This window comes from Bradyrhizobium sp. AT1 (genome assembly GCF_001590795.1).
GTDB lineage: Bacteria > Pseudomonadota > Alphaproteobacteria > Rhizobiales > Xanthobacteraceae > Bradyrhizobium.
Genome location: NZ_JXDL01000001.1, coordinates 3,898,709 through 3,911,522, shown reverse-complemented (window position 1 = coordinate 3,911,522; position 12,814 = coordinate 3,898,709). Strand labels below are relative to the sequence as shown.

14 protein-coding genes and 1 tRNA gene are annotated in these 12,814 nt (G+C 61.4%); 8 read left to right on the top strand and 7 right to left on the bottom strand.

Annotation, left to right across the window (positions count from 1 at the left end):
* Positions 1-255 precede the first annotated feature (255 nt).
* The 5 genes from SE92_RS18230 (at position 256) to SE92_RS18215 (ending at position 4,255) form a co-directional block, all read left to right on the top strand.
* A tRNA-His gene (locus SE92_RS18230) sits at positions 256-332 on the top strand.
* 132 nt (positions 333-464) lie between these two features.
* Complete coding sequence (locus SE92_RS35070) at positions 465-1,409, top strand: sce7726 family protein (RefSeq protein ID WP_084251842.1); 945 nt, start codon at positions 465-467, stop codon at positions 1,407-1,409.
* Positions 1,367-2,296, top strand: coding sequence for a sce7725 family protein (locus tag SE92_RS18225; protein WP_063197161.1), 930 nt, complete (start codon positions 1,367-1,369; stop codon positions 2,294-2,296). The genes SE92_RS35070 and SE92_RS18225 overlap by 43 nt, the downstream gene beginning before the upstream one ends.
* A gap of 48 nt (positions 2,297-2,344) precedes the next feature.
* A complete protein-coding gene (locus tag SE92_RS18220) occupies positions 2,345-3,376 on the top strand; it encodes an RES family NAD+ phosphorylase (protein ID WP_245324635.1) in 1,032 nt (343 codons plus the stop codon).
* A 204-nt stretch (positions 3,377-3,580) separates the two neighbouring features.
* The gene (locus SE92_RS18215) at positions 3,581-4,255 is read left to right on the top strand and encodes a TenA family protein (RefSeq protein WP_063197157.1); all 675 of its coding nucleotides are present in this window, start codon (positions 3,581-3,583) and stop codon (positions 4,253-4,255) included.
* 51 nt (positions 4,256-4,306) lie between these two features.
* Here SE92_RS18215 and SE92_RS18210 read toward each other — a convergent pair whose 3' ends face one another.
* From SE92_RS18210 to SE92_RS18200, 3 genes are all read right to left on the bottom strand, one after another.
* Entirely contained in the window at positions 4,307-4,693 is a 387-nt protein-coding gene (locus SE92_RS18210) for a nuclear transport factor 2 family protein (RefSeq protein ID WP_245324632.1), read from the bottom strand.
* A 338-nt stretch (positions 4,694-5,031) separates the two neighbouring features.
* On the bottom strand, positions 5,032-5,760 hold the full coding sequence (locus tag SE92_RS18205) for a class I SAM-dependent methyltransferase (protein WP_063197153.1): 729 nt from the start codon (positions 5,758-5,760) through the stop codon (positions 5,032-5,034).
* 44 nt (positions 5,761-5,804) lie between these two features.
* Positions 5,805-6,752 carry an AEC family transporter gene (locus SE92_RS18200; RefSeq protein ID WP_063197151.1) on the bottom strand — a complete coding sequence of 316 codons (948 nt, stop codon included), beginning with the start codon at positions 6,750-6,752 and terminating at the stop codon, positions 5,805-5,807.
* 326 nt (positions 6,753-7,078) lie between these two features.
* Between SE92_RS18200 and SE92_RS18195 the strand changes: the two genes are divergently transcribed.
* On the top strand, positions 7,079-8,218 hold the full coding sequence (locus SE92_RS18195; RefSeq protein ID WP_063197149.1) for a helix-turn-helix transcriptional regulator: 1,140 nt from the start codon (positions 7,079-7,081) through the stop codon (positions 8,216-8,218).
* A 48-nt stretch (positions 8,219-8,266) separates the two neighbouring features.
* On the opposite strand, the gene SE92_RS18190 is transcribed toward SE92_RS18195, so the two are convergent.
* Together SE92_RS18190 and SE92_RS18185 are read right to left on the bottom strand one after the other, a co-directional pair.
* Positions 8,267-9,190 (bottom strand): HpcH/HpaI aldolase/citrate lyase family protein, encoded by a 924-nt coding sequence (locus tag SE92_RS18190; RefSeq protein ID WP_063203612.1) that lies wholly within the window; start codon positions 9,188-9,190, stop codon positions 8,267-8,269.
* A gap of 2 nt (positions 9,191-9,192) precedes the next feature.
* Complete coding sequence (locus tag SE92_RS18185) at positions 9,193-10,359, bottom strand: CaiB/BaiF CoA transferase family protein (RefSeq protein WP_063197147.1); 1,167 nt, start codon at positions 10,357-10,359, stop codon at positions 9,193-9,195.
* Positions 10,360-10,765: 406 nt separating this feature from the next.
* Here SE92_RS18185 and SE92_RS18180 point away from each other — a divergent pair, with 406 nt between their 5' ends.
* Together SE92_RS18180 and SE92_RS18175 are read left to right on the top strand one after the other, a co-directional pair.
* Entirely contained in the window at positions 10,766-11,110 is a 345-nt protein-coding gene (locus tag SE92_RS18180) for a hypothetical protein (RefSeq protein WP_063197145.1), read from the top strand.
* A 360-nt stretch (positions 11,111-11,470) separates the two neighbouring features.
* Positions 11,471-12,148, top strand: a complete 678-nt coding sequence (locus tag SE92_RS18175; RefSeq protein ID WP_027547672.1) for an AAA family ATPase — start codon at positions 11,471-11,473, stop codon at positions 12,146-12,148.
* A 74-nt stretch (positions 12,149-12,222) separates the two neighbouring features.
* On the opposite strand, the gene SE92_RS35935 is transcribed toward SE92_RS18175, so the two are convergent.
* Both SE92_RS35935 and SE92_RS36715 read right to left on the bottom strand, forming a co-directional pair.
* Positions 12,223-12,369 carry a hypothetical protein gene (locus tag SE92_RS35935; protein ID WP_157095541.1) on the bottom strand — a complete coding sequence of 49 codons (147 nt, stop codon included), beginning with the start codon at positions 12,367-12,369 and terminating at the stop codon, positions 12,223-12,225.
* Positions 12,370-12,501: 132 nt separating this feature from the next.
* Complete coding sequence (locus SE92_RS36715) at positions 12,502-12,648, bottom strand: hypothetical protein (protein ID WP_198172690.1); 147 nt, start codon at positions 12,646-12,648, stop codon at positions 12,502-12,504.
* Positions 12,649-12,814: the final 166 nt, after the last annotated feature.

The window sequence follows — 12,814 nt, the reverse complement described above, 5'->3', positions numbered from 1 at the left end:
ACAGGCGATGCGAAGCATCGCAGGGCGACGGGTGAGGGCTCTCTCAGCCCGGGGAGTGCCTCGGCAGCCGGCAGCGCGAGCGCAACACCTCGATACTCGCCATCAGGCCGGATTTCGTTGCGCGAAGCATGATTTCACCCGGTTTTTCACCCCATTGCGGCCTTGCCAAACCGGGCCGTTGCACCTAGTTTCCGCCCCGTCCAGCCCCCTAGGTCGACGCCTTTTCAGGCACCCTTCAGGGCGGCTCGCAAGGATGCAGTTGTAGCTCAGTTGGTTAGAGCGCCTGTCTGTGGAACAGGAGGTCGGTGGTTCGAGCCCACCCAACTGTACCAAGCTATTCAAGACCCTAGCATAGTTGAGGCGCGATCCGGCGCCATAGGGTCGGTTGGTTCGAGGCATTACTGGAGCTTTACCCGCAAATGCGCATACTGGCTTGAGTATGCGCGCGAATCGCAAGGATAGGAATGAAAGCAGCAACCCAAGATCGTGCGGCAAAGGCCGCCGTCTCGCGCTTGTTCGCTTCGTCGATTATTCGCGAACTGGCGACACGTGGCAGTTCGTCTGCGTTTGCACGTCTCGCTCGTGAAACTCGCCTATTCGAAGTCCCCGCTGAACATGGTCGCGTTCGAGACGCATTTGATACTGCTTTTGCTGCGCTGCGCGTAGTTGGAAATAGGGACGAGTATATTTACAAGGCGGCTTTAACCCACAATGTCCTGCTGGGAACCCACTCCCTCAAAACGGCAAGCATGTTAGCTGAATTTCGCGTCGGTCAATGCAAGGCCGACGTGGCCATCCTCAATGGTACGTCGACCGTATACGAGATTAAATCCGAGCGGGACTCTCTGGATCGCCTAGAGAAGCAGCTGGAATCCTACAAGCGAGTATTCGCGCGAGTGTTTGTCATAACCGCCGAAAAGCACGTAGATTCTATCCTTAGGTCAACCGATAACGAGATTGGCGTACTCAGTCTGTCGGCTCGTCAAACCATTTCGAAATTGCGAGATGCACGAGAGCGTCCAGACCGGATCTGCCCGGCAACTGTGTTTGAGTCGATCCGAACCGACGAAGCGAAGTTGATCTTGAAGAGCTTCGGAATCGCAATCCCGGACGTGCCAAACACCTTGATGCGTGCTGAGCTACGGCTTCTGTTTGCCCGTCTCAATTCCGTTGACCTTCATACCGCTTTGGTGACCGTCCTAAAGAAGACCCGCAATCTATTACCCCTCGGGAAATTAGTCGAAGATTTGCCGCAGTCATTGACACCCGCTGCGCTTACGGTTCCATTAAGAACCTCGGACCACCAAAGATTGCTTTTGGCGCTCAATGCGCGTCTTGAAGATGCGATGCGTTGGGGAGAAGAGAAATGTATTTCCCATACCTCCGCGGCAAGCAATATGAGCTGCTGACGGTACGTGAGACGGCTCCCATACTGGCCGCTAGTAATTTCGTTCCAATCATTGAACCGGTGAAGCAAGCGTTAGGCGGTCTGGAGAGGTCGCTAGATGCCGTCTGCGAGGCGAGCGGCAGGGCCGTTGTAATCGTCAATCCTTATCACGGCGATCATTCCTCGGGGGATGGCATCTCAGATCTCTTAAACGACAGCTATGCCAACAAGGTTGGAATTGAGACTGGTGTCCTGCTCAAGGACGACACGTCGGCTGCCATGGTCGCAGATCTAGTTTCGAAGCACGATAAGCAATGCACCCTTATTCATGCTGGTTTTACCAACGCTAAGAGCCTCGCGGACGTTTTTGGCGATGATCTCTTCAATATGCGCCACGTGTTCTTTGAGGATTTTTGCGGAAAGCTTTACCGAAAGCACTTCAGCGGCAGCAAGCGCGTGTTGTTGAGGGACGGCTTTGAGCGCCGACGAAATCGGGATCATCCATTCGTCGAGAGCTTTTCTGACCTACATGTGACATTCGCCGAGGAGGGCATGAATGGTTTTGGCGATTTTCTCATTGCAGGTGACGACTACACGGAAGGTGGAGGGCCCGCTTACGCAGTAGCAATCCATCTTACGTTCATCGATCCTGATCAAGACAATGAAATGTTCATTTATCATTTTAAATCAATCAGCCAAAACACTCCGACGGATCCTGCAGGCAAGTTTGCGCAAGCTCTCGCGGCAATGATCGCAAAGCTTGATAGCGGCACCTCGAAGGTGCTTGAGACCGAAGCTGTGAAAGAGTTCAGAGAACTCTTCGCGAAGAAGCATTTTCCAGGTCTTGGCTACGTCAAGAAGCTATCGATGAAACATCACATTGAAACACTAGCGGCGTTCTTTAATTGACAGACGCTTCCAATGAAATGTTGCGCTCGTTGTTTTGGCGATCGTGGTTTGGGAGACATTCTTCCGGGACTATCGGAAGAACGGGGGGAGTGCGCTTACTGTCTAAGTGTTGATCAGATTCTTGTGGTGCCGTCTTCACTCGCCGATTTCTTTCGACCGCTCGTCAACATTTACGAGCCAAACGAAGATGGCAAATTGCTGGTCGAGTGGTTCAAGGCCGATTGGGCAATGTTTGACCACGAGCGCATGGATGTTGCGAGATCAAAAGATTTACTTGCCAATGTGCTCGATGATGGGGAGATCGTCAGGAAAAAGTTTGTCCCGTCCCCGCGCTTTCAGAGCGATGCGCTACTTCGTTGGGAGCAGCTTCGCGACGAATTAATGTATGGAAACCGTTACTTTCCAAATATTCAGCTGGATGCGGGCCGACTAGAACAGCTTCTACAGCTGCTCCCCGCTAAGGATATGCCGGCTAAGTGGTACCGCGCCCGAATTTGTCAGGAGAATAGATCCTATAAAGTTGAGGAGATGGGGCCTCCGCCGAGAAGGATTGCCTCACATGGACGAGCTAATCCAGCAGGAATTCCGTATCTCTACGTTGCTTCCACGCCAGAAACTTCTGCCGCAGAAGTGAGGCCGCATACTGGCGAGAGAGTGGGCGTAGCGACCTTCACGATTCCAACAGAAACTAGATTGCTCGATCTCAGAAATCCCAGGCGCCTAGTGTCGCCGATAGAACTGGGTGACGAAGATCAGATTGGAAAGTTGCGGAGCGATATCGGTTTTCTAGAAAGGCTAGGCGAAGAGTTAACCAGGCCGGTACTCCCTCAAGGAGCGGCAATCGACTATGTGCCCAGTCAGTATTTATGTGAGTTCACTAAAAAGTGCGGATACGACGGTGTCGTCTATCGGAGCGCTGTGGGCGAGGGAATCAATCTTGCTCTTTTCAAGCCAGATATCGCGAGGCCTAATAGTATGCTGTCGGAATACGTAGTTGAGCGCGTTGCGGTGCAAATACAATTCAGCAAACGCTATTCGTCTGGGTTCGCGGACATTCTTAATAGGCTTACCAAGAGTTGATCCTAATCAAATGTTGCGAGCCGACTGGCCATTGGCGCTTCCTATGGGCACTACGGTGACAGTACGGAAACTCTCGCCGTGACCCTACCGCCACGCTGCTCAAAGCCAGCTTTGTGCGCCGCCACCATAGCTCCCCGGTTCGCAATGCGCTATCGGTAGCGAGCCAAAGACGTTCATCGACAAGCAACCCCGGCGAAAAACATCGTGACCTTCTTCGAACGTCTCAAGACAGCAGCATCCGTCGAGTGGCGGGCCTACACCGAGCATCCCTTCACGAACGGACTAGCAGACGGCTCGCTCCCTGAAGCGGCGTTTCGTCACTACCTCGTTCAGGACTACCTGTTCCTCATCGAGTTTGCGCGCGCTTACGCGCTTGCGGTCTACAAGTCGCCCACGCTTGCCGATATGCGCGAAGCATCGGCCGGCCTGTCGGCCATCCTCGATGTCGAGATGAACCTGCATGTCAAACTCTGTGCCGATTGGGGTCTGTCGCCGGCCGACCTTGAACAGGCGCCTCCGGCGGCCGAGATGCTGGCCTATACGCGCTACGTGCTCGATGCGGGAATGCGCGGTGATCTGCTGGCGCTCAAGGTGGCGCTTGCGCCTTGCGTGATCGGGTACGCGGAGATCGCAACGCGGCTCGCCGCGCGGCCCGGTGCTGACGCTGCGACGAACGCCTATCGCGTCTGTATCGCCGAGTACGCCGGCGCGCCCTACCAGGAGGTCGCTGCCAAGGCGCGGGCGCATCTGGATCATCTCGCACATCTCTACGCCACGCCGGCTCGCGAGGCCGAGCTGATCGCGATCTTCAGGGAAGCCACCCGGCTCGAGGCGGACTTCTGGGAGATGGGCTGGCGCGTGGGCCGGCACACTCAATAGTGCTTTCGGCAGTCAGCAGAATTTCGGCGACAGTGCGCGCGGGCCCGCGCCTCACCCCATCATCGCCTTGATCTGCGCCGTGTCCGCAAACTCGATCAGCTCCGCGATCTTCCCGTCCTGAAATTTGAACAGGTCCAGAATCTCCGTGCTGACCGTCTTCCCTGTCGGATTGTACCGCACGTTGACGCGGGAGTGGACGGCGACGCGATCGCCGTCGACCAGTTCGGCCAGGATCTCGCGGCCCTCGAAGCCAAAGCCGGCGGTCAGTTGCGTGAAGGCTGCGTGCAGGGTCGGGTGGCCCTCCATGCGTCCCGTCAATTCGAGCGCGCTTTTGTCACCCATCAGGGCGAACGCGCCCTCGGGGTGAAAAGCCGTCATCAGGCTGTCGGTGTCGGCGCCGTCGCGCGCGGCGTAGGCGTCCCTGATCAATGCGAGCATGTCTTCGCGGCTTGCCATGTCACCCTCCCTGCAACAGGTATCAAGGCATTGTAGCTACTTTTGCGTGCAATGGCAAAATCGCCGGGATGATGGCGCGAGGGCCCCGGCGGGATTGCTCGTTTTCGTTCCGCGCTCTCGGCAGAAAACACCGGCCGGCCCCGGCGAACCTTTTCGGTCCCTCCGGTGTTTGTAGCTGCGGCAGGATGAAGCAAGGGAGCTGAGACATGAACGGGATTATCTATCTGGTCGGACTCGTCGTCGTGATCGGTGCGGTGCTGTCCTTCCTGGGCCTGCGCTGACCGTGCACTGAACTTCAGCGATGCCGGCGCCTACGACCTCTACCGCCGCGCCGACACCAGCAGCATCATTGGCCGTTCCAGCTCTTGCTCGAGCGCCGGGTTGTCCCTGACCTGTTGCGCCGACGGAGCGAATTCGTCGAGGGCCTCAATGGTGAATCCGGCGCGCATCAGCGCGCCGAGCGTCGTTCCGATCCTGCGGTGATACTTCACCACGTCTTTCGCGAACCAATCGGTGCGGCGCTCGCCTTCGATCGCATAGCGATTGACGGGCCAGGTCTTGCGTCCGTTCTCATCCTCGATCCAGTGGGGACGCTCGGCAGCCATGAAAATCGGATGCTCGATCGAGAAGACGAGATGGCTGCCCGGCGTGAGGGCGCGATGGATCATGCGCGTGAGCCGGTCGAAGTCGCGGATATAGTGGAAGGTCAGCGAGCTGAAGGCGAAATCGAACGCCGCTTCCGCAAGCTCGAGCGTCTCGAGGTCCGCAATGCGATACGTGATCGCGGCATCGGCGGTGGTCTGCCGCGCCCGAGCGATCATGCTCTCGGAGAGGTCGATGCCGAGAACTTCGCGAGCGCCATTCTCACGCAGCCAGCGTGACACCCAGCCGAAGCCGCAGCCGAGATCGATTGCGCGCCGGCCGGCGACGTCGGGAAACATGGCGCGCAACGCCGGCCATTCGGGCGCGCCGGCAAGGCCATGCACCTGGCGTGGAAGCTGGCTGTAGCCCGAAAAGAACTCGGGATTGTCGTAGATGTTCTGTGCCATGACACGCTCCGTCCATGGTGGTCTGCCACACGCATGCGGCCGAATTATTTCACGCCTCCCGCCACCACCCACACCACCACCGGCAGCGTCGCCGCCGCGAGCAGCGTGCCCAGCGCCACCGCGCCCGACACCGGGTTCACCAGCCGCTGATACTGCACTGCAAAGATGTAGGCATTCGCACCGGTCGGCATCGCCGCGAACAGCACGACGACACCGGCAGCGATCGGCGGCAGGTCGAGCAGGCTTGCCAGCACGAACGCCGCGGCCGGCATCGCTGCGAGCTTCAGCGCGCACATCACCAAGATGCTCAGCTTCTCGCCCTTCACCTCGAAGCGGAACAAATTGATGCCGAGCGCGATCAGCGCCGTCGGCGAGCCCGCCTGCGCCAGGAGCTCGATGGTGCGGTCGATGACGGGGGTGAGGCCGAGGCCGGTGAAGCGCCAGACCACGCCGAAGCCGATCGCCAGCATCAGCGGGTTGCGCGCGAGATCGGTGAGCACGGGGCGGATCACCGACAGCGCCGAGCCGGTGCGTTTGCGGCTGACCAGCTCCATCTGCAGAATGCCGCAGAGCCAGAGCAGCGGCGTGTTCACCGACAGGATCAGCGCCATCGGCCCCGCCGCCTCGTTGCCGAGCGCGGACAGCACCAGAGGAATGCCGAGCATCACGATGTTGCCGTAGACCGACCCGATCGCGAACACGACGCCGTCTTCGCGGTCCTCGCGCCGCGCGCGGAGCAGCGCCGAGATCGTCAGCGCCGCGATCCAGGTCAGCGCGAGCGCGCCGTAATAGGCGCCCCACATCCGGTAGGGGCTGACGTCGGGGAATTCCGAGACGACGATGGTGCGGAACAGCAGGGCAGGGATCGCGATGCTGAAGGCGAATTCGCTGATGCCCTTGTGTGCGCTCTCCGAGACGAAGCGAAACAGCACCGCGGCATAGCCGGCGGCGATCAGCGCAAACACCGGCGCGACGATCAACAGCGTGGCCATGCGCGCCTACGATCCCCGTTCCATGATCCTGCGCGCCATCCGCAGATCGGGATAGGTGATCATCCTGCCTTCCAGCGTCACCGCCGCTGATGACGCTGGCAGTGCTCGATGATGGTGAGCGTTCACAAGAATTCCCGCACAGCGAGTGCAAGGTAGCGGCACGGCTGACCAAAGACAATTTTGTGCACCGCCACCGTAATCGCCTTCATGCCCAGAAATCCCTTGGAAGTTTCGGACGACCAGCCGAATGGCAATTGCCGAAAGGCGATCTCGTGTAACCTGCAGCTTCATTTAACCTAATATATTCTCTGATCGATTGGGAACCCATGGCCCTTGCCGCCGACCGTCTCCTCCCTGCCATCGAAGCGATCTACGATGCGGCAGCGAGTCCATCGTTCTGGCCATCCGCTCTTGGCAAGATCGCCGACTGCTTCGATGACACCGGGGCGATCCTGCAATGGCGAAGGGATGACGGGGCGTTCGGAGCCATCGCCTCCGACCGCCTCGCGCCTGCGCTCGCCGACTATGGGGCGCGTTGGGCGCAGCAAGATTTCAAGGCGGAACGTTGCGTCTCGTCCGGCCTTTACGTCAGCGGCGAGCCCTTCACCGATCGACACATCGGCCCGGTCGATGACGCCTACCTCAACCATCCCTTCAGCAGGGAATTCCTTGCAAGGCACGGTTTGGGCTGGTTCGGATCGATCGGGGTGTCACCCGATCCACGGATCCTCGTGGCGCTCAGCGTGCAGCGGGCCTTCGCCAAGCCGCAATTCTCCGACGCCGAACTGGACCTGATCGCGACGCTCGGGCGCCATGCCGAGAAATCGTTGCGGCTGTCGATCCGGCTGCTTGATACCGAATTGGCCAATCTGGGCCTTGGCGACGCCCTCGCGCGGATCGGCATCGGCGTGTTCGCGCTGGACTCGTCGGCCCGCGTGCTGTTCGCCAATCCGGTCGGGGAGAACCTTCTCGGCGAAGTGTTCGACCTCGTGAACGATCGTCTGCGTGTTCGCATGGCGGCGAGCCGGGGGCCGTTCGAGACCGCGATGACGCAAACGCTTCGCGCCGAGGCGCGCGATCTGCTGGCCGAGCCGAGGCCCATTCTCGTCGAGGCGAGCGCAACCGGCCGGCGTTTCGTCATCTATCTCCTGCCGATCACCGCCGGCGCACACTCGGACAGTCATTTTCTGACCCGCACGCGAGCGATCGTGCTCGCGATCGAGCTGAAATCTGCCGAGCCGCCGGATCCGGCCATCGTGCGGGACATCCTGGGCTTGACGCTCGGGGAAGCCAGGATCGCCTCGCTGGTGGGCTCTGGCGTTCCGCCGAAACAAGCTGCGGGACGGCTCGGGATTGCCGAAGAGACGGCGCGCAATGTGCTGAAGCGCGTATTTCAGAAGCTCGGCATATCCAGGCAGAGCGAACTTGCGGCGCTGCTTGGCCGGCTCGTCTTGCGAGGGCCCTGAACCAACGGCCTATGGAGGATCGGCGTCGGGCACGGCCTGCAATCGTCGCTATGATCCCAGCCCGATGATGCGGCGCGCCATGCGCACATTGGCATAGTCGATCATCTTGCCGTCCAGTGTCACCGCGCCCTGGCCGTTCGCCTCCGCCTGCTCCATGGCCTCGACGATGCGCCGCGCCTGCGCCAGCTCCGCGGCCGTCGGCATGAACGCGCGCCGCGTCGGCTCGATCTGGTCGGGGTGGATGACCTGCTTGCCGTCGAAGCCCATCGCCGCGGCCTTCTGCGCGCTGCTTTCCGTCAGCCTCGCGTCGCGGAACGCGCCGCAGGGGCCGTCGATGGCGATCAGGCCGCGTGCGCGGGCGGCTACCAGCAGGCGCATCATGGGATAGGCGAACAGGTCGAGCGGCGCGGTGGCATAGCCGCTTTGCGCCGAGCCGACATGGCGGTAGCCGTCCGGCGACACGCCGATGTCGGAGGAGCGCGCGCCGATGGAAGCGGCGAAATCGCCGACGCCGAGGTGCAGCGCGGCGACGCTGGCGTGGCACGCGGCGAGCGCGTCGACATTGACGAGGCCGAGCGCGGTCTCGATCAACAAGTCCAGCGCGACCGGCGCGGCACGATCGGGCGCGGCTGCCCGCAACTGCTCGGCGATCGCAGCGATGTCGCTCGGGCGCTCCGCCTTTGGCACGATCAAGGCATCGAGCCGCGGCAGCGCCGCCAGCGCGCGCAGCTCCTCAGCGATGAACGGGCTGTCGGCGGCGTTGATCCGCACCGTGACGCGCTTGTTGCCCCAGTCGAGCGCGGCGAGGGATTGCACGGCTTCGCTCAGCGCAAGGCCCTTCTCGGACGGCGGCACCGCGTCCTCGAGATCCATGAACACCGCATCCGCCGCGGAGGCCGCCGCCTTGGCGACGAGACGGGCGCGATGCGCGGGGACGGCAAGATAGGCCCGCATGGGCCGCTGATGCGCCATCGTCACGCCTCCTTCGTCAGACCGAGTTCGCCGAGGATGGCCTGGTTATGCTCTCCCACATCCGGCACTGGATCCATCCGCGGCGTCATTCCGGGAATGGTCAGCGCGGGCAGGAAGCTCATCACCGGCCCGCACGGAGAGCCGACGCTCTGCACGCGCGAGCGCGCATGCAGCTGCTCATGCGCCAGGAAGGCCTCGACCGAATTGAGATGCGCGTTGGCGATGGAGGCCTCATCCAGCAGCCGCAGCACTTCTTCGCCGGTCATGGCAGCAAAACGCTGCTCGATATGCGCCTGCAGCTCGTCGCGGTTCTGCATACGCAGCGGATTGGTGCGGAAGCGCGGATGGTCGGCGAAGTCGGCCTCGCCGAGCACGAGACGGCACAGCGAGCGCCATTCCCGGTCGTTCTGGATGCCGAAGAAGACGGTGGTGCCGTCGCCGACCCGGAACGGGCCGTAGGGCGCAATCGTCGCGTGCCTGGCGCCGGTGCGCGGCAGCGGCCGGCCCGTGCTGTGCGTGTAGAAGGCGGGATAGCTCATCCAGTCCGTGATGCTGTCGAACAGCGAGGCCTGGAACGCCGTGCCCTTGCCGGTCCGCTCCCGGCGGTACAGCGCCATCAAGACACCGTTGAGGATGTACATGCCGGTGGCGATATCGACCACGGACAGCCCCACCTTGGCCGGCTCCGCCTCGGTGCCGTTGATGGCGAGCACGCCGGCCTCGCACTGCACCAGCAGGTCATAGGCCTTCTTGTCGCTGTAGGGACCACCGGTCCCATAGCCCGAGACGTCGCAGGCGATGATGCGGGGATGCTTCTTCAGCAGCGACGCCGCGTCGAGGCCGAGCCGCTCCGCGGCGCCCGGCGCGAGGTTCTGGATGAACACGTCGGCCTGCGGCAGCAGGGCGTCGAGCACCTTGCGGCCGTCCTCGCTCTTGATGTCGATGGCGAGGCTCTCCTTGGACCGGTTGGTCCAGACGAACTGGCTCGATAGGCCGTTCATGACGTGGTCGTAGTCCCGGCAGAAATCGCCCGCGCCCGGCCGCTCGATCTTGATCACCCGCGCGCCCCAGTCCGCCAAATGCCGACTGGCCAGCGGCGCCGCGATCGCCTGCTCGAGCGAGACCACCGTGACGCCCGCAAGCGGCAGCTCCGCGTCATTGCCTTCCATGCGATCATTCCTCCGTGCGCTTTTCGACCAGCGCAGGAGACAGGCCGACCACCCCACGCGCATCTTGTTGGATGTGACATGATGCCCCTGTTTCGCCCGACAAGTCAAACCGCGTTTCGCTTAATCCTAAGGCGAAAAATGTTCAGCGATTACCGTGGCTTGCTACTGTGCATGGGGTTGTTTTCGTATTTTTTGGTTGCGGGGGGCGCTGTTCCCTCGCACACAGCTGTCATCCCCGCGTAGGCGGCGATAACAGCTGTGGATTGGAACGACTCCGCATGGCGCACCGGACCTTCACCCGCCTGTTGCCGAGACCGCACAGCTCAGACCTTTCGCATCCCCCCTCGGTTGCCAACGAACCGCGGTTCACCCACTATTCTCCGTGACTCGACATTTGGGGGATTCGATGCCGGCGCTTCGCTTCAAGACATCCTTGGCCGCTGCCACCCTCGGGATGGCCCTGGCCGTGCTGATCCAGCCCGGTGCCGGCTTCGCCTACACCCCGGAGGAGCAGCAGGCCTGCACGCCGGATGCGATGCGGCTGTGCAGCGAGTTCGTGCCGAACGTCGATGCCATCACCGCCTGCATGATCAAGAAGAAGACGCAGCTCTCGCCGCAATGCGCGGTGTTCTTCCGCCGCGGACCCGAGCCGGCCGAGCAGCGCGCCGGCAGGCCGACCAACATCGCGCCCAAAACCGCGAAGAAGAGCAGCAAGCCGGCGACGAAGAAGAAAAAGACCAGCGACGGCTAGCGCGGGCTGCCCGCGTTCCCCTTTCGAAACTTCGTCAGGTGACGGACTCCTTTTGTTCGCGAAGCTGGCGTGAAGCTTGCGACGACGCCGGGCCAGCACGACGGAAAAGAGTCGGATGCGGGTTTGCGCGGCGAGGTTGCATTCCGTTTTGTCCCGAACGACTGCTCAAAAAACGCACATACGCTCACGCACACGGCGTTTCATTGCAGACTTGTCGCGCCTCGCACATCGCAGTGTGACTCAAAAGCCAGCACGCTTTGTTATTTCGTGGCTGTAACGCAACTCTCGATAAATTTATCTTTCACGAATCAGCGCGGTGATTCATTTTCGCGGCCTGGGGTCAATCTGGAGGCCGAAGGTATGAACGTTATTGTTTTTGCATCGCGTAAAGGCGGCTCGGGCAAGAGTACCCTAGCCGCACATCTCGCCGCGCAGATCAAGGCGAGCAAGCAGGTCATGCTCGTGGACGCGGACCCGCAAGGCTCGCTCACGCTGTGGCACAAGCTGCGTGGCACCAACGAACCGCCGATCAAGTCGGCCGTGAACTCCGTCAGCGGCATCGTCTCCGCTGCCAAGCGCGACGGCTATGAATGGGTGTTGATCGACACGCCGCCGAACCTGTCGGCCGTGGTCGACGACGCGATCAAGAACGCCACCATGGTGGTGATTCCCGCCCGTCCCGGCGTGTTCGACGTCAACGCGGTGCAGGAAACCATCCAGATGTGCCGTGCGGCGCGCAAGCCCTATGCGGTCGTGCTCAACGGTGCGCCGGCCAAGCGCGACGAAGCCGAAAGCCCGATCGTCACCATCGCCCGCGAAGCGCTGGCCAAATTCCGTGCTCCGGTGTGGGGCGGCCAGATCACCAACCGTTCGGATCTGCTGATGGCGCTGAGCCATGGCGAAGGCGCGCGGGAGTACCAGGCCGAGAGCCGTGCGGCGCAGGAAATCGCAAGGCTGTGGGCGGCGATCGAGCGTTCAGTGAAGGCTATTCGCGGCACGGCGTCGGCATCCGGCGCAATGCACAAGCAGGCGGCATAATTCTTTAAATCATTCCCCGGACGAAAAACGCGCGGATGTCCGCGCGTTTTGCGTTTCCGGGTCTCCCTCGAAGCTTACGCCACCATCAGCATGTAGAACACGATGACCGGCGACAGCGTCAGGATCACCGACCAGATGCCGACGGCCCAGAGAATGTCCTCGGTGGTAAAGCTCTGCTGTCCGGCGTCGTAATGCGACGCCATCTCATGATGACTATTCACAAATGCCCCCGCGATTTCTTCGCTTATGGGCGTGAACGATAGCTGCGATGTTTTAAAATTCCGGCTTGCAATCCCGCTCGCATTTTGCGCGCATTTGTGAGCGCCGCTTAACCATCCGCGCGGGCCGCGGCCTCAGGCGAGCCAGACCCGAAACAGCAGCACCGGCATCAGGCCGAGCATCACCGCCCAGAACCCGAACGACGATACGACGAGAATTCCCTGCAAGAGATCGGTGGGCGCGAACTGGCTCGCGGCCGTAGGCCGGGTGCGATGCCCCATGGTCATTCCCCCTGTGAGAAGCTTTGCAGGACAACGATAGGGACAGAAGCGTAAACGAGGCGTGGATGCGCCATGCGGCGGACGCGAAGGGCGTTGGGGCGCGGTTAACCAAGGGTACGGTCGGCCGTCCCCACCGCGGATTCCGGGTTCGCGCTACGCGCGCCCC